Annotated in this window: 17 protein-coding genes; 12 read left to right on the plus strand and 5 right to left on the minus strand. The window is 69.4% G+C overall.

Annotated elements, in window-relative coordinates; all coding sequences use genetic code 11:
* Positions 1–283: 283 nt before the first annotated feature.
* From I6N91_RS13415 to I6N91_RS13435, 5 genes are all read left to right on the plus strand, one after another.
* Positions 284–1,636 (plus strand): hemolysin family protein, encoded by a 1,353-nt coding sequence (locus I6N91_RS13415; protein ID WP_198813463.1) that lies wholly within the window; start codon positions 284–286, stop codon positions 1,634–1,636.
* Positions 1,633–2,739 carry a hemolysin family protein gene (locus I6N91_RS13420; RefSeq protein WP_198813465.1) on the plus strand — a complete coding sequence of 369 codons (1,107 nt, stop codon included), beginning with the start codon at positions 1,633–1,635 and terminating at the stop codon, positions 2,737–2,739. The genes I6N91_RS13415 and I6N91_RS13420 overlap by 4 nt, the downstream gene beginning before the upstream one ends.
* A gap of 75 nt (positions 2,740–2,814) precedes the next feature.
* Positions 2,815–3,807, plus strand: coding sequence for a metal ABC transporter solute-binding protein, Zn/Mn family (locus I6N91_RS13425; protein WP_233091849.1), 993 nt, complete (start codon positions 2,815–2,817; stop codon positions 3,805–3,807).
* 41 nt (positions 3,808–3,848) lie between these two features.
* A complete protein-coding gene (locus I6N91_RS13430) occupies positions 3,849–4,637 on the plus strand; it encodes a metal ABC transporter ATP-binding protein (protein ID WP_198813466.1) in 789 nt (262 codons plus the stop codon).
* A gap of 2 nt (positions 4,638–4,639) precedes the next feature.
* Positions 4,640–5,512: a metal ABC transporter permease gene (locus tag I6N91_RS13435; RefSeq protein ID WP_198813467.1), complete on the plus strand. Its 873-nt coding sequence runs from the start codon at positions 4,640–4,642 to the stop codon at positions 5,510–5,512.
* 22 nt (positions 5,513–5,534) lie between these two features.
* Here the strand turns inward: I6N91_RS13435 and I6N91_RS13440 are convergent, their stop codons facing one another.
* Positions 5,535–5,969: a Fur family transcriptional regulator gene (locus I6N91_RS13440; RefSeq protein WP_198813468.1), complete on the minus strand. Its 435-nt coding sequence runs from the start codon at positions 5,967–5,969 to the stop codon at positions 5,535–5,537.
* Positions 5,970–6,046: 77 nt separating this feature from the next.
* Between I6N91_RS13440 and I6N91_RS13445 the strand changes: the two genes are divergently transcribed.
* The 3 genes from I6N91_RS13445 (at position 6,047) to I6N91_RS13455 (ending at position 7,590) form a co-directional block, all read left to right on the plus strand.
* A complete protein-coding gene (locus I6N91_RS13445; RefSeq protein WP_198813470.1) occupies positions 6,047–6,706 on the plus strand; it encodes an MBL fold metallo-hydrolase in 660 nt (219 codons plus the stop codon).
* Positions 6,707–6,829: 123 nt separating this feature from the next.
* Positions 6,830–7,009 carry a DUF1508 domain-containing protein gene (locus I6N91_RS13450; protein ID WP_198813472.1) on the plus strand — a complete coding sequence of 60 codons (180 nt, stop codon included), beginning with the start codon at positions 6,830–6,832 and terminating at the stop codon, positions 7,007–7,009.
* A 146-nt stretch (positions 7,010–7,155) separates the two neighbouring features.
* The gene (locus tag I6N91_RS13455) at positions 7,156–7,590 is read left to right on the plus strand and encodes a hypothetical protein (protein ID WP_198813475.1); all 435 of its coding nucleotides are present in this window, start codon (positions 7,156–7,158) and stop codon (positions 7,588–7,590) included.
* Positions 7,591–7,783: 193 nt separating this feature from the next.
* Here the strand turns inward: I6N91_RS13455 and I6N91_RS13460 are convergent, their stop codons facing one another.
* Together I6N91_RS13460 and I6N91_RS13465 are read right to left on the minus strand one after the other, a co-directional pair.
* Complete coding sequence (locus I6N91_RS13460; protein WP_198813479.1) at positions 7,784–8,467, minus strand: response regulator transcription factor; 684 nt, start codon at positions 8,465–8,467, stop codon at positions 7,784–7,786.
* Between the two features lie 213 nt (positions 8,468–8,680).
* Entirely contained in the window at positions 8,681–9,130 is a 450-nt protein-coding gene (locus tag I6N91_RS13465; RefSeq protein ID WP_198813482.1) for a DUF4383 domain-containing protein, read from the minus strand.
* Between the two features lie 170 nt (positions 9,131–9,300).
* On the opposite strand from I6N91_RS13465, the gene I6N91_RS13470 reads away from it, so the two are divergent.
* On the plus strand, positions 9,301–9,564 hold the full coding sequence (locus I6N91_RS13470; protein ID WP_198813484.1) for a DUF6221 family protein: 264 nt from the start codon (positions 9,301–9,303) through the stop codon (positions 9,562–9,564).
* 52 nt (positions 9,565–9,616) lie between these two features.
* Here I6N91_RS13470 and I6N91_RS13475 read toward each other — a convergent pair whose 3' ends face one another.
* A complete protein-coding gene (locus tag I6N91_RS13475) occupies positions 9,617–10,699 on the minus strand; it encodes a PLP-dependent cysteine synthase family protein (protein WP_198813486.1) in 1,083 nt (360 codons plus the stop codon).
* A 103-nt stretch (positions 10,700–10,802) separates the two neighbouring features.
* Here I6N91_RS13475 and I6N91_RS13480 point away from each other — a divergent pair, with 103 nt between their 5' ends.
* From I6N91_RS13480 to I6N91_RS13490, 3 genes are all read left to right on the plus strand, one after another.
* Complete coding sequence (locus I6N91_RS13480; RefSeq protein WP_198813488.1) at positions 10,803–11,636, plus strand: sulfurtransferase; 834 nt, start codon at positions 10,803–10,805, stop codon at positions 11,634–11,636.
* 164 nt (positions 11,637–11,800) lie between these two features.
* Positions 11,801–12,226, plus strand: a complete 426-nt coding sequence (locus tag I6N91_RS13485) for an HIT family protein (RefSeq protein ID WP_198813491.1) — start codon at positions 11,801–11,803, stop codon at positions 12,224–12,226.
* Positions 12,227–12,272: 46 nt separating this feature from the next.
* Positions 12,273–12,572: a DUF503 domain-containing protein gene (locus I6N91_RS13490; RefSeq protein ID WP_198813493.1), complete on the plus strand. Its 300-nt coding sequence runs from the start codon at positions 12,273–12,275 to the stop codon at positions 12,570–12,572.
* 31 nt (positions 12,573–12,603) lie between these two features.
* On the opposite strand, the gene hrpA is transcribed toward I6N91_RS13490, so the two are convergent.
* Positions 12,604–16,572, minus strand: coding sequence for an ATP-dependent RNA helicase HrpA (gene hrpA / locus I6N91_RS13495; protein WP_198813495.1), 3,969 nt, complete (start codon positions 16,570–16,572; stop codon positions 12,604–12,606).
* Positions 16,573–16,616: the final 44 nt, after the last annotated feature.

Genomic DNA, 16,616 nt, shown 5'->3' on the forward strand with positions numbered 1-16,616 from the left:
GCGCCCTGGTCGGCATCCAATCCGCCGCCGGCTACGAAGAAGGCCGCCCCCTCCCACAAAGCTGGTAACCGCACCGCCCCGGGCGGGAATCCGTTTCCCGCCCGGGGGGCCTGGGGTAAACTGAAGCCCTTATGGACAGCTCCTCTAGGGGCCGGCCGACGAAGCAGCAGGCGTCACGGAACCGTGACCGCGCCCGCCGGGCTTCGTCCGAGGCCGGCGAACCCCGACTTAATGCCCATCACCCTCTTTCTGCTGCCGTCCCCGGCCGGGCGGTGAACCGTTCATGGAGTGGCTCTATCTAGCGGCGGGCCTCCTGCTGATCCTCGGCACCGGCTTTTTCGTCGCCGTCGAGTTCGCCCTCGTCGCCCTCGACCAGACCTCCGTCCAGCGGGCCGTCGAGCAGGGCGATAAGAAGGCCGAACCGCTGCTGCGCTGCCTCAAGTCGCTCTCCACCCAGCTCTCGAGCTGCCAGATCGGCATCACCCTGACCACGCTGCTCACCGGCTATGTCATGGAGCCGTCGGTCGGCCGCCTCCTGGAGGGCCCGCTGGCCGCGCTCGGGCTTTCCGAGGGCCTGGCGTCTTCGGCGTCGCTGATCATCGCGATCGCCCTGGCAACGCTGCTCTCCATGCTGCTGGGCGAACTGGTGCCCAAGAACATGTCGATTGCCCTGCCCTTCAAGATCGGCCGCGCCCTGGCGCGGCCGCAGCTGATGGTCACGGCGGTCTTCCGGCCGGCTATCTTCGTGCTCAACGGGTTCTCCAACCGCGTGCTGAACATCTTCGGGCTCGAGGCCAAGGAGGAGATTTCCGGTGCGCGTTCGCCGGCCGAACTCTCCTCGCTGGTGCGCCGGTCGGCCCAGTTGGGCACGCTCGACCAGGGCACGGCGAACTTCCTTGCCCGCACCTTCAGCTTTTCCGACCGGACGGCGGCCGATGTCATGACCCCGCGCATCCGGATGGAAACCATCGATTCCGAGCAGACCGTCGCCGACGTCGTCGAGGCGGCCCGGCGCACCGGGTACTCCCGGTTCCCCCTGATCGGGGAGTCGGCCGACGACATCCGGGGCGTCGTCCACGTCAAGAAGGCCGTTGCGGTGCCGCGCGACCGCCGGGCGTCCCTGCCGGCGGGCACCATCATGACCGATGTCCTGCGGGTCCCCGAGACCGTCCACCTTGACTCCCTGCTGCGCGAGCTGCGCGACGCGAACCTGCAGCTGGCCGTGGTGCTCGATGAGTACGGCGGAACCGCGGGGGTTGCGACGCTTGAGGACCTCGTCGAGGAGATCGTCGGCGAGGTCGCGGACGAGCACGACAAGCTCAAGCCCGGGGTGCTGCAGAGCGCCTCCGGCACCTGGTACTTCCCGGGAATGCTTCGCCCCGATGAGGTCACCGAGCAGATTCCCCTGCTCACCGTGCCCGACGATGCGGGCTACGAAACCGTTGGAGGCTTCATGATGGCCGAACTCGGCCGGATCGCCGCCGTGGGGGACACCGTCCCGGTCTCCGGAGGCACCCTCGAGGTGGAGCGGATGGACGGGCGCCGGATCGACCGCGTCCGCTTCCTGCCCGGCCCGCCCGGGGAGCAGGCCACCCGCACCGGCGCCCACGCCCTGGGCGAGGGGGGCCTCCGATGAGCGACTGGGCCGGAATTGCCTGGCTGGTGGTGCTGCTGATCGGCAATGCGTTCTTCGTGGGTGCCGAATTCGCCATCATGTCCGCGCGGCGGAGCCAGATCGAGCCGCGTGCCGATGCGGGGTCCAAACCTGCCCAGACCACGCTGTGGGCCATGGAGCACGTCTCACTCATGCTGGCCTGCGCACAGCTGGGCATCACCGTGTGTTCGCTGCTCATCCTCCAGGTCGCCGAACCCGCGATCCACCACCTCTTCGTGGTGCCGCTGGAAGCGCTGGGGATTCCCGCAGGGGTGGCCGACGGCGCCGCCTTCGGCATCGCCCTGCTGATCGTGACCTTCCTCCACGTCACCTTCGGCGAGATGGTGCCGAAGAACATCTCGGTCTCCGCGGCCGACCGGGCGGCGCTGATCCTTGCGCCGCCGCTGGTGATGATCGCCCGCATCGTGCATCCGGTGATCTCGACGCTGAACTGGCTGGCGAACCAGATCCTGCGCGCCTTGAAGGTCGAGCCGAAGGACGAGGTCACCTCCTCGTACACGCTCGAGGAGGTGCAGTCGATGGTTGAGGAGTCGACCAAGCACGGCCTCGTCGACGACGATTCCGGCCTGATCACCAGCGCCCTGGAATTCTCCGGCCAGACCGCCGAGACGACGATGGTGCCCCTGGATAACCTCGTCACCCTCAGCACCGACGCAACGCCGGAGGAGTTCGAGCGGGCCGTAGGGCGCACCGGCTTTTCGCGGTTCGCCCTGGTTGACGAGAAGGAGAATCTCACCGGATACCTGCACCTGAAGGACATCATGTCCATTCCGCAGGCGCTCTACCAGAAGCCGATCACGGAGAACAAGGTCCGGGCCCTTGCCAACCTGAGTCTCTCCGACGAGATCGAGGACGCCCTCGCGGTAATGCAGAAGACCGGCTCCCACCTCGCGCGGGTGCTCGGCCCGGGCGGGGAGACCAGAGGCGTCCTCTTCCTCGAGGACGTGATCGAACAGCTCGTTGGGGAGATCCGCGACGCCACCCAGAACCAGGGTGCACGCCGGCTCGGCGAGGCGATGACGGAGCACAGCGGCAACCCGCTGCAGGAGGGGCGGCTGCCGTAGGGCGGGCGTGCGGCGATCTAGGCTAGACTTGATCCGCTAACGTAAACAATTCTCATTAGAGTGGATCGAGGCAGTATGTCCCGCGCACCCATGCGCCGCACGGCTTCACTGGCAGGACTCGCCGTACTGGCACTGACGGCTTCGGCCTGTGGAGGGAACGCCGGCGCGGGGAACGCCGCGGACACCGGATCGCAGCCGCTTCAGGTGGTTACCGGCACCAATGTGTACGGGAGCATCGTCGAAGCGATCGGCGGGGACCGGGTGAAGGTCACGGCGATCGTCGACAGCCTGAGCCAGGACCCGCACTCGTACGAGGCGACCGTCCAGGACAAGCTTGCGGTCTCGAAGGCCGACCTGCTGGTGGAGAACGGCGGAGGGTACGACGCCTTCCTGCACCGCCTCGCCGACGAGACAGGCCTCGACCACGACCGGGTGGTGACCGCCGTCAGCGTCTCAGGCATTGAGGGCGCACCGGCGGAGGACGAGCATGCTGCAGAGGACGAGCATGCCGAGGAGCAGCACGCCGAAGGCGAGGAGGGTCACGGACACGGCTCGTTCAACGAGCACGTCTGGTACAGCCCGACGGCGATGAAGGCCCTCGCCGGTGCCATCGGCGACAGGCTCGGCTCCCTCGATGAAGCGAATGCCGCCGACTACGAGGAGCGGGCGGAGAGCTTCCAAAACTCCCTCACGGAAATTGAGGACCGTCTCGCGGCAGGGGGCGAGGGCAAATTCGCGGCCACCGAGCCCGTCCCGGTCTACCTCCTGGAGGCGGCCGGGCTCACCGACGCCACGGTGCCCGAGTACACCGAGGCGGTCGAGGAGGGTAACGACGTGCCGGTGGGGGTGCTGAACGAGATGCGGGAACTGCTCGGCTCGGGGAGCGTTGAATTCCTCGCCTACAACGAACAGACCGAAGGGCCGCAGACGCAGTCAGTGCGTTCGGCCGCGGAGCAGGCCGGCGTGCCCGTCGTGGACTTCACCGAGACACTGCCGGAGGGACAGGACTACCTGGCCTGGATGGAGGCCAACGCGGAGTCGGTCCTCGAGGCGATGAACGCCGGGTGAGCGCCGAAGCGGGCCCCGGAGGGCCGGGACGTGCACCGGTTGTGAGCCTGCGAAACGCCGGACTTTCCTTCGGTGAGCGCGTGCTGTGGGAGGGCCTGGACCTCGACATCCACCCGGGCGAGTTCTTCGCCGTGCTGGGTCCGAACGGCTCCGGCAAGACAAGCTTCCTCAAGGTGCTCCTGGGGCTGCAGGCCCTCGGCTCCGGCACCGCCACCATCAATGGCGGACCGCTGCAGCGCGGCAACCGCGGCATCGGCTACATCCCCCAGCAGCGTCCGTTCGCCCCTGACACGCCGCTGCGGGCGCGGGACCTCGTGGGCCTGGGCGTGGACGGCCACCGCTGGGGGGTCCGCCTCGGGGGCCGCGGACACCGGGACACGGTCGACGCGCTGCTCGCCGAGGTCGGCTCCTCCTCCTACGCCGACGCCCCCGTCGGAAGGCTGTCGGGCGGGGAACAGCAGCGCCTGCGCGTGGCCCAGGCGCTGGCCACCGAGCCGCGCGTCCTGCTGTGCGACGAACCGCTGCTCTCCCTCGACCTGCACCACCAGCAGGCGGTCAGCGGGCTGATCAACCGCCAGTGCCACGAGAAGAACAGCGCTGTCGTCTTCGTCACCCACGAGATCAATCCCATCATCGACTACGTCGACCGCGTGCTCTACCTTGCCGGCGGCCGGTTCAGGGTCGGGGCGCCGGAGGAAGTGATGACCAGCGAGGTGCTCTCCGACCTTTACGGCAGCCCCGTGGAGGTGCTCCACCACGAGGGGCGGATCATCGTGGTCGGGCTGCCGGGCACTGAAGCCCACCACCACCATCCCGCGGGAGAGGTCTGATCATGGATTTCCAGTCGTTCATGGAGGCGGCCTTCAACTTCGACAACTATTCCGAGCTGCTGCCGCTGGTGCGCAACTCGATCTGGGCGGGCGCCGTGCTGGGCCTGCTCGGCGGGCTGATCGGGACCTTCGTGATGATGCGGGATCTCGCCTTCGCCGTCCACGGCATCGCCGAGCTCTCCTTTGCGGGGGCGGCCTTCGCGCTCCTGGTCGGGGCGAACGTCGTCCTGGGTTCGCTGGTGGGTTCGGTGCTCGCGGCCCTGGTGCTCGGGGTGATGGGGATCCGGGCCCGGGACCGCAACTCGATCATCGGCGTCGTCATGCCCTTCGGGCTGGGGCTTGGCATCCTGTTCCTCGCCCTGTACGAGGGGCGGGCGGCGAACAAGTTCGGCCTGCTCACCGGGCAGATCGTCTCCGTGGACAATGTGCAGCTGAACCTGCTCGCGGGCTGCGCCGTCGTAGTGATGGCCGCCCTGGCCCTGATCTGGCGTCCGTTGACCTTCGCGAGCGCCGACCCGGACCTGGCCGAGGCCCGCGGCGTGCCGGTGCGGGCCCTGTCCATCCTGTTCATGGTGCTGCTGGGCGTTTCGGTCGCGCTGTCCATCCAGGTGGTGGGTGCGCTGCTGGTGCTGGCGCTGCTGATCACCCCGGCCGCGGCCGCGCTGAAGGTCACCTCAACGCCGCTGTTCGTAGTGCTCCTGAGCATCGCGTTCGCCTGCGTGTCGGTGGTCGGCGGGATCCTGCTGGCCCTCGGCGGCCGCATCCCGATCAGCCCCTACGTGACGACGATTTCCTTCGCGATCTACCTCGGGTGCCGGATCCTGGGCAACCGGAGGAGCAGCGCCCGGCCGGCGCGCGTCCGCGCGGCGGCCTGACCCGGGCCCCTGGCGTTCGAGGTCAGCGCATCGCCTTCGCCGCGGTGCACTCGGGGCACAGCCCGAAGATCTCGACGGTGTGGGCCGCCTCGGTGAATCCGTGCGCGGCCGCCGTCCGTACCGCCCACTGCTCCACCGCAGGGGCCTCGACCTCCACGGTGCGCCCGCAGTTCCGGCACAGCAGGTGGTGGTGGTGATGCTGGACGGCGCACCGGCGGTAGACGACCTCGCCGTCGCCCCGGCGCAGGACATCCACCAGGCCGTCGTCGGCCATCGACTGGAGGACCCGGTAGACCGTGGGGAGGGAGACTGAGTCTCCCCGGGTGCCCAGGAGCCGGTGGAGTTCCTGGGTGCTCACGAAGTCCTCGAGCTCGTCAAGGGCGGCGCTGACGGCCAGCCGCTGACGGGTGACCCGCTGTTCGGAGCCCTTGCGCGGGTGCTCCACTTCGGATCGCATGGTGTGCCCTTTCGGCGGAGAGTAAGGAGGAACCAGCATCAAGATTATCAGCAGGGGCTGGAGGTATCCTGTGCGCTATGAAGCTCACCAAGTACACCCACGCCTGCGTCCGGCTCGACCAGGACGGATCGGCCCTCGTGATCGACCCAGGGAGCTTCTCCGAGGTCGAGGAGGCGCTCCGGGGAGCGTCGGCGGTGCTCATCACCCATGAACACCCCGACCACCTCGACGTCGAACGGGTCGCGGAGGCAATGGCCGCCGACCCGGGGCTGCAGCTGTGGGCCCCCGCAGCGGCGGCAGCCGCCTTGAGTGCGCGGCTCGGAGCCGGTGCCGCGGACCGCGTGCACGTCAGCGAGCCTGCCATCCAGTTCACCGCGGGGGGATTCAACGTCCGGACCTTCGGCGGCCAGCATGCGCTGATCCATCCGCACGTGCCCATGATCGCGAACGTCGGCTACCTCATCAACGACAACGTGTACCATCCGGGGGATTCCTTCATCGTGCCCGACGCCACCGAGGTGCGGACCCTGCTGGTCCCGGTCCACGCGCCGTGGTCGAAGACCGCTGAGGTGATCGACTTCATTGCCTCCGTCCGTGCGGCCAAGGCATACCCCATCCACGACTCGCTGCTCACGGTCGGCGGGATCGGTCTGGTCGAGTCCCTGGTCTCCCGGTTCGGGGGGTCCGCCGGATCGCGCTACGAGCACCTGTCGCCCGGCCAGACCACCGAGGTGTAGGAGGCCCGGGACAGCGCCGACCCGGCCGGTCAAGCAGGAATTCCGGGCGGGGCGGGCCTTCCTTCCGTTGCGGGCCGCGGTTAGCCTCGGGGGACAACGGCAGTTGGGACGCAAGGGGGCGTGATGGCAGGCAGGTTCGAAATCTTCCGCGACGACGAGGAACGGTTTCGCTTCCGGCTCACGGATGAGGACGGGGCGACCCTCATCACCAGCGAGCCCTTTCAGGACAAGGAGACGACGGTCGACGGAATCAATGGGCTCCGGGACTGCGCGTCGATGGCCCTGGTCGCCGATCTGACCTGACCCGCCCGCTCCGCAGGCCTTCGCAGCGGAGCGGAAGCGGGCCGGTCGAGGCGAATTAGGGCCTTTCGCCCCTGTAGTTCCGGGCGGTGCGCAGACGAACCTTAGAAGGGATCGTTGCGCACGCACGAACCGGAAGAGGAACTGCAATGGCACAAACGACCCCGCCCGGTGGACGGATCGGCCGGGACGCAGGGTTTGCCCGGCCCGCCCTTGACGGGAGCCCGGGGGGCCATGCCCGGCGGCGGGCGATGGAGAACCACCCATCGAGCATCGGGGCGCGCAAGCTAAGGATCCTTGTACGCCTGGATCCGGAACTCGCGTCGGCGCGCATCTGCGTCCGGGGCGTTCTCACCCCGGCCAACCTTTATGCGCTCTACTGCATTGCCCGGCGCACCAACGGCCTGCAGCCTGGGATGCCCATCACTGTTGACCTCACAGGAGCCCAGGCCCAGGCCGACGCGCTCGAGGCGCTCCACCTGAGCGCGGCCGAACGGCGCCTTCCGGCCACCGTCGATCCGACCGGCAGCCCCTGCTGGCTCACCGTGCTCGAGCCGGGTCCCGGGACCGGCAGCCCGCGGTAGTCCACGCCTCGTCCGCCCCTGCCGTACCCGCGCGTCAGGGCGATCGGGGTGAGGAGGGTCAGGCGAGGAGGGTCAGGCGGGGAGGGTCAGGCGAGGACGGGCAAGGGACCCGGCCCGGCCTCAGTCCCCGGGGTCCGTCAGTCGTCGAGGCCCGCGGTCAGTCCCCGGGCCGCTGTCACTCTTGGGGCCGCCGTCACTCTTCGGGCCAGCCGCGCGCGGTCGCGATGAAGACGGCGGCCTGGGTCCGGCGTTGGAACCCGAGTTTGGCCAGCAGCGAGGACACATAGTTCTTCACGGTCTTCTCCGCAAGGAACATGGTCTGGCCGATTTCCTTATTGGTCAGCCCCTCGCCGATGTAATGGAGCACCTTGCGTTCCTGTGCCGTCAGGGCATCGAACCGGGGGTCTTCGCCCTCCGACTCGGCGAGTCCGGCGGAGATCTTCGCCTTGACCTCCGGGTTGAACAGCGATTCGCCCAGGGCGGCCCGGCGCACCTTGTGCACCAGATCGGTGCCCAGGACCTCCTTGAGGATGTACCCGGCGGCACCGGCCAGGACCGCACCGCGCAGGGCCTGCTCGTCGTCGTAACTGGTGAGGATCACGCAGCGGAGGCTTTCGTCGACGGAGCGGACGTTGCGGCACACTTCGATGCCGGTGCCGTCGGGCAGCCGGGCGTCAAGGATGGCGACGTCGGGGTTCAGGGCGGGGATCCGGCGGGCGGCCTCCTCGGCGGACCCGGACTCGCCCAGGACGGCGAATCCCTCGCCCTCGAGCAGGTCCCGCAGGCCGCGCCGCACCAGTTCGTGGTCGTCGAGGATGAACACCGTGGTGGCTCCGGTCGGCTCCGGCTGCGGGTCGCCCGGTTCGTGGCGGTTCATCGCGCCTCCTCATCCAGCATCGGATTCCCGGCACATCCGGAATTCCGGACGCTGCCGTGCTCCCCATGATCCACCCGGACGGGCGGTTGCGGCAGGGCCAAAAGTCCGCAGGGCCCCGGGGCGGCCGGGCGGTCGTTGGAGGCGCGCGGACGGTTAACGCACAGCGGCCGGGTACCGGATGCAGACCCCGGTCCCCGGCCGCTGCGGGTTTCCTCAGACGCGGGCGGTGGTCTTCTTGCCCAGCACCAGGGCAAGGGCGATCATGCCGACGCCGAGGAGCAGGTGCAGCCAGTTATCGGCCGCATTCAGCGGTACGAAGTTGCCCGCCGACTCCTGGTCGATTACGAGGCCGTAGATCCAGAGCACGAGGTAGATGATGCCCCCGACGAGCAGGTAGGACCGGGCACCCGACGCGCTGCGGGCGAGCATAATCCCGGCGACGCCGAACAGCAGGTGGACGACGTTGTGCAGCACGGAAACCTGGAACAGGCCCAGCAGCAGCGCGCCGGAGTGGTGTCCGGCGAAGGCGAGCTGGTCGTACTGAGCGGTGATCCCCGGAACGAAGCCGAGGAGCCCGACGAGAAGGAAGACGGCGCCGACGGCCAGGGCCGCCTTCTGGACGGCCGTCCTCGAGGTTGTGCGCGAGTGCTGTGATGTTGTCATTAGTCTTCTCCTGAAGGTGTGCGGAATGGGAACTTGTGGTTTCCACCGCTTATTCGCACTCGGGCGGGCTCCGGATGGGACAGTGAGGCAATCATCGGCGGACTGTTGCAGGACCGTTACCGCACCGGTTCAGGGAGACGCGCGGGCGGAGGGTCTGTAGGGTCGGAGGCATGAGCGACCTCATCGAGTTCCTCCTGGCGCGCATCGAGGAGGACGAAGAGAACGTCCACTCCTGGTGGCACCAGCAGTCGGTCGCCGTGCTGGACCGGGCGCTCGCCGAATGCGAGGCCAAGCGCCGGATGGTGACCCACTACTGCAGCATCGACTGGACCGGGAGCAAGCCGGACGGACGGGACGACGCCGTCGTCTTCATGCGGCTGCTGGCCCTGCCGTATGCCGGGCACCCCGGCTACCGCAGGGAATGGCGCCCCTAGTACGGAGCCGGGGCCGGGTGCCCGCCCTGCCCTCCCGCGGTGCAGGCGGCCCTCACTCGGGCCAGCGGCCGGTGGCGAAGAACTCCTCAAGGACCGCCTCGAACGGTTCCGGGTCCAGCCCCCGGCCCTTCAGCCAGGCGTCGTCCTCGTAGGACCCGGCATATCGATCCCCGGAATCGCACATCAGCGACACGATGCTCCCGGCCCGCCCCTCGGCCCGCAGGGCCGCGGCGAGCTGCCACACCCCCCACAGGTTCGTTCCCGTCGACGGCCCGGCGTGCAGCCCGGTGAGGCGCTTGAGGTGCCGCGCAGCCGCCACGGAGGCCGAATCGGGGACCTGGATCATTGCATCGATGACCCCGGGGACGAAGCTCGGCTCCTGCCGCGGCCGCCCGATGCCCTCGATCCGCGACGCTCGGCCGGCCGCCGGCACCGACGGGTCCGCCCAGGCGGGAAAGAACGCCGAGTTTTCGGGGTCGACCACGGCAAGCCGCGTCGAGTGGCAGTTGTAGCGCAGGTATCTGCCGATGGTCGCCGAGGTGCCGCCCGTGCCCGCGCCGACGACGATCCACTCGGGGATCGGGTGCTCCTCGAGGGCCAGCTGGCCGAAGATCGACTCGGCGATGTTGTTGTTTCCCCGCCAGTCCGTGGCGCGCTCGGCGTAGGTGAACTGGTCCAGGTAGTGGCCCCCGGTCTCGCGGGCGATCCGCTCGGCCTCGGCGTAGACCTGGCCGGCGTCGTCGACGAAGGAGCAGGTCCCGCCGTACTGCTGGATCAGGGAGATCTTCTCGGAGCTCGTGGTGCGGGGCATCACCGCGACGAACGGCAGGCCGAGCAGCTGGGCGAAGTAGGCCTCGGAGACGGCGGTCGACCCGCTTGAGGCCTCAACGATGGTCGTGCCCTCGGTGATCCACCCGTTGACCAGCCCGAAGAGGAACAGGGAACGGGCCAGCCGGTGCTTCAGGCTACCGGTGCGGTGCGTCGATTCGTCCTTCAGGTAGACCGAGATCTGCCAGCCGGGCGGGAGGGGGACGGCGAAGAGGTGCGTGTCGGCGGACCGGCGATTTTCGGCCTCGATCCTTTGGACAGCGTCTGCGGTCCAGGTGCGGCCGGCGGAGGCGCTATAGGTGATCATTGGATCAGCCTACAAGCGCTACTGGTGTCGGCCCGGTGCCTGTGGTGGACTGGCGTGCATCAGGACCGGCCCGGTGCCGGCTCAATTTTCTAAGGAGATCTTGATGAAGACTCTGATGGACGTGCAGACGCTGCGGGACCGGATGACCTCCGGGCTGCAGACAGTGCTGCTCGATGTCCGGTGGTCGCTGGGTGATCCCCACGGCCATGGGCATTACCGCTCATCGCATATCCCCGGGGCCATGTACGTGGATCTGGAGGAGCAGCTGTGCTCCCGCCCGGCTCCGGCCCTGGGACGGCACCCGCTCCCGGACCCGGATGCGTTCCAGGAGACGGCCCGGCAGTGGGGCATCAACCGGCCCGACGACGTCGTCGTCGCCTACGATGACTCGGGCAACCTCGCCGCCGCACGCCTGTGGTGGCTGCTGCGCGATGCCGGGCTGCGCTCGGTCCACCTCCTTGACGGCGGCCTGACCGCTTGGCGCGCCGCAGGGTACGAACTCGAGGGCGGCGAGGAACAGCACTGCCTGGGTTCGGTCGAACTCGGCCGGGGCGCGATGCCCGTGGTCGACCTCGACGGCGTGCGCCGCGGCGGGGAGGACCTGCTGCTGCTCGACGCGCGGGCCCCGGAACGCTTCAGCGGCGAATACGAGCCTGTCGATTCCAAGGCCGGGCACATCCCCGGGGCGCGCAGCGCACCCACGACGGACAACCTTCGGGCCGACAAGACCTTCCGGCCGCCAGCGGAGCTGCGGGAGCGGTTCGCCCGCCTCGGAGTAGCGGGAACCGGCAGCGTCGCCGTCTACTGCGGCTCCGGCATCACGGCCGCCCACGAGATCGCCGCCCTGGAGATCGCCGGCATCCCCGCCGCCCTCTACCCGGGCTCCTGGTCCCAGTGGTCCTCCCGGCCCGACCTTCCGGTCGCCACGGGAGCCTGAGCTCCAGGCCGGGGCGGGGACGGGCGCCGTCTCCGCCCCGGCTGGCAGGGACGGTGCCCAGCGAGTAGCGTCGAGGCATGAACCCCGGACGTCCCTCGCCCCCGCCGCTGCGGGGAACCATCCCGCCCAGGGGAGCGGGGCGCGCCCCTGGCGAAGGAGAGCCTGTGAGCACTGTTTTTACCCGGATCATCCGCGGCGAGATCCCCGGCCGCTTCGTCTGGGCCGACGACGACGTCGTCGCGTTCCTCACCGCCGCCCCGATCACCCCCGGACACACCCTGGTGGTGCCGCGCCGGGAGGTTCCGCACTGGCTCGAGGCCGACCCGGAGACGCTCACCCGGGTGATGGCCGTGGCCCAGGCCATCGGCAAGGCCCAGGAGCAGGCGTTCGGCGCCAAGCGGGTGGGAGTGCTGCTCGAAGGCTTCGAGGTGCCCCACCTCCACGTGCACGTCTGGCCGGCACAGGGCCCTGAGGACTTCGACGTCCACAACGTCGACCGGAACCCGGACCCGGCCGCCCTCGACGCTGCCGCCGACTCCCTCCGGCAGGCGCTGCGCGCGGCCGGCTCCACCGCCGTCCCCTCGGCCTGAGCCGTCCGGTGCCCCTCGTCCCGCACCGCCGGTGGAAGGAGCTGACATGTGGATCGGCACCATCGAATTCGACCTGCTGCTCGGCGACGTCCATTCGCTCAAGGGCAAACGCTCGGTGGTCCGCCCGCTGGTGGCCGACCTGCGGCGCAGGTTCGACGTCGCCGCAGCGGAGGTCGAAAGCCTCGACCTGCACCGCCGCGCCGGGATCGGCGCCTCGGTCGTGGCGGCCGACCGGCGGCACGCCGTCGACGTGCTCGACGCCGTTGAGCGTTTCGTCGCGGCCCGCCCCGAACTGGACCTGCTCAGCGCCCGCCGCCGGCTGCTGAGCTCGGAGGACCTCGGCTGAACCCGCCTGGGATTCTCGGCCGCTGGTACCCTCAGGCGGCGAGTGCTTCGCCGAGGGCTGCCCGGATGCGCTTTTCGGAGACGCTGTAGGCGGTGCCCAGCTCCTGGGCGAACAGGCTGATCCGCAGCTCCTCAAGCATCCAGCGCACCCGCTGCAGGTCCGGCGCAGTCTTGCGCGCGCCGGCCGCCAGCGCCGCCACGGCGTCGTCGTATTCGTCCTCGAGCCGCTGCACGACGGCGGTGCCCGCATTGTCGCGGGCGACGTTCGATGCGAGCTTCTCGAGGCGCATCTCGATTCCCCGGAGATAGCGGGGGAGATGGCTGAGCTGGGCGTAGCCGGTCTTCGCGACGAAGCCCGGGTAGACGAGGTGTTCGAGCTGGCTGCGGATGTCGTTGAGTGCGGTGATCATCGCCAGGCTCGTGGTGCCCTTGAGCTGCTTGGAGATCCTGCGGTGGCTTGAGAGGATCTTCTCCACCGTGGCCGTCACGGTGAACACCGTGTCGATCAGCTCGGCCCGCACGAGCTCGTAGAGGGCGTCGAACTCCTTCTGTGTCCAGGGCAGCTGTTCCGGGACCAGCTTGTCGATCGCGGCCAGCGAGCAGTCGGAGATGAGCGCCGCGACGGACCCGTGCGGGTTCTGGCTGAAGGTGAGCTTCTCGGTGTTGCTCAGGTGCTCAAGGACGTACTTTGCCGGGCTGGGCACGCGCAGGGACAGCAGCCGGATGACGCCGCCGCGCATGGCCCCGGCCTGTTCGGCCGGACTCGGGAGGACCCGCAGGCCCACCGAGGTGGTCTCGTCGACGAGGGCGGGATAGCCGGTCACGAGGTGCCCGGCTACGGTGCGGGACACCTCGCGCGGCACGGTCCCGAAGGTCCACGCCGTCGCCCCGGCCACTTCCGCAAGTCCCGGCGTGCCACCGGCCGACGGCGTGCCGCGTCCGGGCCCACCGGCAGCCTGCGGCGCCGCGGCGGTGCCGCCGTCTGCCGCCGCTGCCCGGCCGCCGCGGCTGCCCTTGCCGCCGGCCGCGCCCGCGCCTTCCGGGCGGGTGCTCGACGGGGTCGCCCCGAGGGACGCGGCGATGGCCCGGCTCACGGCGGGCGCCAGGGTGGCCTTGAGGGCGTCAAGGTCCTGGCCCTCGTCGAGGACCTTCCCCGTTGAATCGACGACGGAGAAGGTCATCGACAGGTGCGGGGGCAGCACCGACCAGTTCCACGAACCGGGCGGGATGATGTGCCCCTTCAGGCGGCGCAGGACGAGTTCGAGGGAGGCCTCGAGGTCGTCCCGCGCCGGGTCGAAGTCGGCCTCGAGCGCGGCGACGGCGGACCGGGCGACGTCCGGCGCCGGGATGAAGTTCTTGCGGATGCCCTTGGGCAGGGACTTGATGAGCGCCGTGACCAGCTCCACCCGCAGGCCGGGGATCTGCCAGCGGAACGGCGCGGACTCCAGCTGGTTGAGGAACAGCACGGGGATGCGCACCGTGACGCCGTCGGCAGCGCCGGGAGCGCCGGGGGAGAATTCGTAGTTCAGGGGCAGTTCGAATCCGCCCTGGTGCCAGGTGGTAGGGAAGGCCGAATCGTCGAGCGCGTCGGCGTCCTCGGCGAGCAGGTCCTCCGGATCGAAGTCGAGCAGGTCCGGGTCCGCCTGGCGGGCCTGCTTCCACCACGAGTCGAAGTGCCGTTCGGAGACGACCTCCCGGCCCACCCGGGCGTTGTAGAAGTCGAAGAGGGTCTCGTCGTCGACCCTCAGGTCGCGGCGGCGCAGCCGGTTCTCGAGCTCCTCGATCTCCGCCAGCCGGGCCTTGTTGCGGTGGAAGAACTTGTGGTGGGTCTTCCAGTCGCCTTCAACCAGGGCGTGCCGGATGAACAGTTCGCGCGCGACCTCCCGGTCGACTCGGCCGTAGTTGATGCGCCGCTGCGGCACGATCGGCACCCCGTAGAGGGTGACCTTCTCGTACGCCATGACCGACCCCTGCCGGCTTGACCAGTGCGGTTCGCTGTAGCTGCGCTTCACCAGGTGGGGAGCGACCTGCTCGGCCCACAGCGGGTCGAACCGGGCCGCGACCCGGGCCCACAGCCGCGAGGTCTCGACGAGTTCGGCGGCCATGACCCAGTCGGGGGACTTCTTGAACAGGGCCGAGCCGGGGAAGACCGCGAAGCGGGTCCCGCGGGCGCCGGCGTACTCGCGCTTGCGCTGGTCGTAGAGCCCGATGTGGCTCAGCAGGCCCGAGAGCAGGCTGATATGGATGGCGTCGCTGTTGCCCACCGGGTCGACGGCGCCCGGGGCGAGGGTGATGCCCAGCGGCTTGGCGAGCTGGCGCAGCTGCGCGAAGAGGTCCTGCCACTCGCGCACCCGAAGGTAGTTGATGAACTCATTGCGGCACAGCCTGCGGAACTGGGTCGAGGACAGTTCCTTCTGCTGCTCCTCGAGGTAGCGCCACAGGTTCAGGAAGCCGGTGAAGTCGGAGTGTTCGTCGACGAAGCGCTTGTGTTTCTCGGCGGCGCTCTGCTGCTTGGCCGGCTGGTCGGCGGACGGGCGCTCGCGGGGGTCCTGGATGGTCAGGGCCGCCGCCAGGATCATGACCTCCTTGGCGCAGCCCCGGCCGGCCGCCTCGACGATCATGCGGCCCAGCCGCGGATCGACCGGCAGCTGGGCGAGCTTGCGGCCGACGCCGGAGAGCCCGCCGTCGTCGTTCAGGGCACCGAGTTCACGCAGCAGGGCCACGCCGTCGGTGATGGCCTTTGCGTCGGGGGGCTCGACGAAGGGGAACTCGGCGATGTCGCGCGGGCTCTTCGTGACGCCCATGGCGGTCATCTGCAGGATCACCGCGGCCAGGCTGGTCCTCAGGATCTCGGGCTCGGTGAACGGGCGCCGGGACTCGAAGTCCTCCTCGGAGTAGAGGCGGATCGCGATGCCGTCGGAGACACGGCCCGAACGCCCGGAGCGCTGGTTGGCCGAGGCCTGCGACACGCGTTCGATCGGCAGCCGCTGCACCTTGGTGCGGTGGGAGTACCGGGAGATGCGGGCCGTGCCGGTGTCGATCACGTACTTGATGCCCGGAACGGTCAGGGAGGTTTCGGCGACGTTCGTGGCCAGCACGATCCGCCGGTTGGAGCCGCCGGCGCTGAACACGCGGTGCTGCTCCTGCAGGGACAGGCGGGCGAACAGGGGCAGCACCTCGGTGCCGCGCAGGCGCTGCGTGTTCTGGATCCGGGCCCGAAGGGCGTCGGCCGCGTCGCGGATCTCGCGCTCGCCGGAGAAGAACACGAGGATGTCCCCGGGGGCCTCGCGGGACAGTTCGTCGACGGCGTCGCACACCGCGTCGACCGGGTCGCGTGCCTCCTCGAGGTCATCGTCGGAGTCATTGTCCCCGACGGGCTGATCCAGCGGCCGGTACCGGATCTCCACCGGGAAGGTGCGCCCGGAGACCTCGATGATCGGTGCCGGTGAGGTGTCCTCGACGGCGGCGTCGGCGGCGAAGTGCTTGGCGAAGCGCTCGGGGTCGATGGTCGCCGAGGTGATGATGACCTTTAGATCCGGGCGCTGCGGCAGGATGCGCTTCAGGTAGCCGAGGATGAAGTCGATATTGAGGCTGCGCTCGTGGGCCTCGTCGATGATGATGGTGCTGTACTTACGCAGCATGCGGTCGTGCTGGATCTCCGCCAGGAGGATGCCGTCGGTCATGATCTTGATCTTGGTGCTGCGGCCCATCTGGCCGGTGAACCGGACCTGGAAGCCGACCTCCTCGCCGAGCTGGACGTCGAGCTCCTCGGCGATGCGTTCGGCCACGGTGCGTGCCGCGAGGCGGCGAGGCTGGGTGTGGCCGATCAGCCCGGAGTCGGCCAGGCCGAGCTCCAGGCACATCTTGGGGATCTGGGTGGTCTTACCCGAGCCGGTCTCGCCGGCGATGATGGTGACCTGGTTCGCGGCGATGGCCGCCATGATGTCCGAGCGGCGGGCCGAGACGGGAAGATCCGCGGGGTAGGAAATTGTCAGTGCCATAGTTGCCTCCCAGTCTAGTGCTCCGGCGCCGGAAGGGCCGGGGC

The sequence above is a fragment of the Arthrobacter sp. MSA 4-2 genome, assembly GCF_016405885.1.
GTDB lineage: Bacteria > Actinomycetota > Actinomycetes > Actinomycetales > Micrococcaceae > Arthrobacter_D.

What these genes read in the sequence shown, in the direction of transcription:
- I6N91_RS13415 (WP_198813463.1), top strand. Translation starts at nt 284, where the DNA reads ATGGAGTGGCTCTATCTAGCGGCGGGCCTCCTGCTGATCCTCGGCACC.
- I6N91_RS13420 (WP_198813465.1), top strand. Translation starts at nt 1,633, where the DNA reads ATGAGCGACTGGGCCGGAATTGCCTGGCTGGTGGTGCTGCTGATCGGC.
- I6N91_RS13425 (WP_233091849.1), top strand. Translation starts at nt 2,815, where the DNA reads ATGTCCCGCGCACCCATGCGCCGCACGGCTTCACTGGCAGGACTCGCC.
- I6N91_RS13435 (WP_198813467.1), top strand. Translation starts at nt 4,640, where the DNA reads ATGGATTTCCAGTCGTTCATGGAGGCGGCCTTCAACTTCGACAACTAT.
- I6N91_RS13440 (WP_198813468.1), bottom strand. Translation starts at nt 5,969, where the DNA reads ATGCGATCCGAAGTGGAGCACCCGCGCAAGGGCTCCGAACAGCGGGTC.
- I6N91_RS13445 (WP_198813470.1), top strand. Translation starts at nt 6,047, where the DNA reads ATGAAGCTCACCAAGTACACCCACGCCTGCGTCCGGCTCGACCAGGAC.
- I6N91_RS13450 (WP_198813472.1), top strand. Translation starts at nt 6,830, where the DNA reads ATGGCAGGCAGGTTCGAAATCTTCCGCGACGACGAGGAACGGTTTCGC.
- I6N91_RS13455 (WP_198813475.1), top strand. Translation starts at nt 7,156, where the DNA reads ATGGCACAAACGACCCCGCCCGGTGGACGGATCGGCCGGGACGCAGGG.
- I6N91_RS13460 (WP_198813479.1), bottom strand. Translation starts at nt 8,467, where the DNA reads ATGAACCGCCACGAACCGGGCGACCCGCAGCCGGAGCCGACCGGAGCC.
- I6N91_RS13465 (WP_198813482.1), bottom strand. Translation starts at nt 9,130, where the DNA reads ATGACAACATCACAGCACTCGCGCACAACCTCGAGGACGGCCGTCCAG.
- I6N91_RS13470 (WP_198813484.1), top strand. Translation starts at nt 9,301, where the DNA reads ATGAGCGACCTCATCGAGTTCCTCCTGGCGCGCATCGAGGAGGACGAA.
- I6N91_RS13475 (WP_198813486.1), bottom strand. Translation starts at nt 10,699, where the DNA reads ATGATCACCTATAGCGCCTCCGCCGGCCGCACCTGGACCGCAGACGCT.
- I6N91_RS13480 (WP_198813488.1), top strand. Translation starts at nt 10,803, where the DNA reads ATGAAGACTCTGATGGACGTGCAGACGCTGCGGGACCGGATGACCTCC.
- I6N91_RS13490 (WP_198813493.1), top strand. Translation starts at nt 12,273, where the DNA reads ATGTGGATCGGCACCATCGAATTCGACCTGCTGCTCGGCGACGTCCAT.
- hrpA (WP_198813495.1), bottom strand. Translation starts at nt 16,572, where the DNA reads ATGGCACTGACAATTTCCTACCCCGCGGATCTTCCCGTCTCGGCCCGC.